Source organism: Azotobacter armeniacus (genome assembly GCF_054779355.1).
The window spans coordinates 1-803 of sequence record NZ_BAAGYK010000044.1; the positions used below are offsets into that span (position 1 = coordinate 1).

Sequence of the window (803 nt, forward strand, 5' to 3'; positions counted from 1 at the left end):
ACGTGGACGAACGCGGAGCCGGACACGCTGATGGAACGGGTGCTTGCCCCGGTCAACCTCAAGCGTGCATATCAGCGCGTAGTCAGCAACAAGGGAGCGCCGGGTGCCGACGGCATGACGGTCGCCGACTTGGCAGGCTACGTGAAACAATATTGGCCGATCCTCAAAGCCAGGCTGCTGGCCGGTGAGTACCATCCCCAGGCAGTGCGGGCGGTTGAAATTCCCAAGCCGCAAGGCGGCACAAGGCAGTTGGGTATCCCCAGCGTCGTGGATCGCCTGATTCAACAAGCACTGCTGCAACAGCTCGTGCCGATCTTCGATCCTCTGTTCTCGGACTACAGCTACGGCTTCCGTCCGGGTAGAAGCGCTCACCAAGCCGTCGAGATGGCCCGTGCCCATGTGGCAGCGGGCCAGCGTTGGTGTGTGGAGCTCGATCTGGAGAAATTCTTCGATCGAGTCAACCACGACATCTTGATGGCCTGCGTGGAACGTCGTGTCGAAGACAAGCAGGTGCTCAGGCTCATCCGCCGTTACCTCGAAGCCGGTGTCATGTCGGGCGGGATCGTTAGCCAACGTCACGAGGGGGCGCCGCAAGGCGGCCCGCTCTCGCCGTTGCTGTCGAACATCCTGCTCGATGAACTCGACCGCGAACTGGAACGGCGAGGCCATCGCTTTGTGCGCTATGCCGATGACGCGAACATTTACTAAGCCTATCGAAAGTATTGTCATATTGAGAGACAATACCTCCATGAAATGCAAACGAAACTCCGATGGTCGGGCAATCGACCACCACGCCCTCCAGG

The 803-nt window shown here is 59.7% G+C and carries 1 pseudogene; it reads left to right on the top strand.

What is annotated here, in order from left to right:
* A pseudogene (gene ltrA, locus ACYVD0_RS09770) lies at nt 1–705 on the top strand (group II intron reverse transcriptase/maturase); the annotation flags it as partial.
* Nucleotides 706–803: the final 98 nt, after the last annotated feature.